The organism is Pseudarthrobacter sulfonivorans, assembly GCF_014712225.1.
In the GTDB taxonomy this organism is placed as follows: domain Bacteria; phylum Actinomycetota; class Actinomycetes; order Actinomycetales; family Micrococcaceae; genus Arthrobacter; species Arthrobacter sulfonivorans.
This window is the reverse complement of the sequence record NZ_JACXBW010000052.1, coordinates 1-535: the sequence shown is the minus strand read 5'-3', so window position 1 is coordinate 535 and position 535 is coordinate 1. Positions and strand designations below refer to the sequence as shown.

The window sequence follows — 535 nt, the reverse complement described above, 5'->3', positions numbered from 1 at the left end:
ATCTTCGAAGGGGTCCAGGATCTTCCAGGACAGCTCGACTTCCTCGTGCCGCGGGAACAGCGGCGGCTCACCGAGGAGCACGTCCAGGATCAGCCGCTCATACGCCTCCGGGGAGGACTCCGTGAACGAATGCCCGTAGCCGAAGTCCATCGTCACGTCCCGGACTTCCATCTGGGTGCCCGGGACCTTGGACCCGAACCGGATCGTGGCGCCCTCATCGGGCTGGACCCGGATGACCACCGCGTTCTGGCCGAAGTCATCCTCCCCGTGATCACGGAACAAAAGGTTCGGTGCCCGCTTGAACACCACCGCGATCTCCGTCACCCGGCGGCCGAGGCGTTTGCCGGCGCGCAGGTAGAACGGCACCCCCGCCCAGCGGCGGGTATGGATATCCACCCGGATCGCCGCGAACGTCTCCGTCTTCGAATCCGCCGGGATCCCGTCTTCGTCCAGATAGCCCTGGACCTGTTCCCCGCCCTGCCAGCCGCCGGCGAACTGCCCGCGCGCCGAGTGCGTGGACAAATCCTCGGGCAGC

The 535-nt window shown here is 66.9% G+C and carries 1 pseudogene; it reads right to left on the bottom strand.

Going from position 1 to position 535, the window contains the following annotated elements:
• A pseudogene (locus IAQ70_RS22515) lies at window positions 1-535 on the bottom strand (glucose-6-phosphate dehydrogenase); the annotation flags it as partial.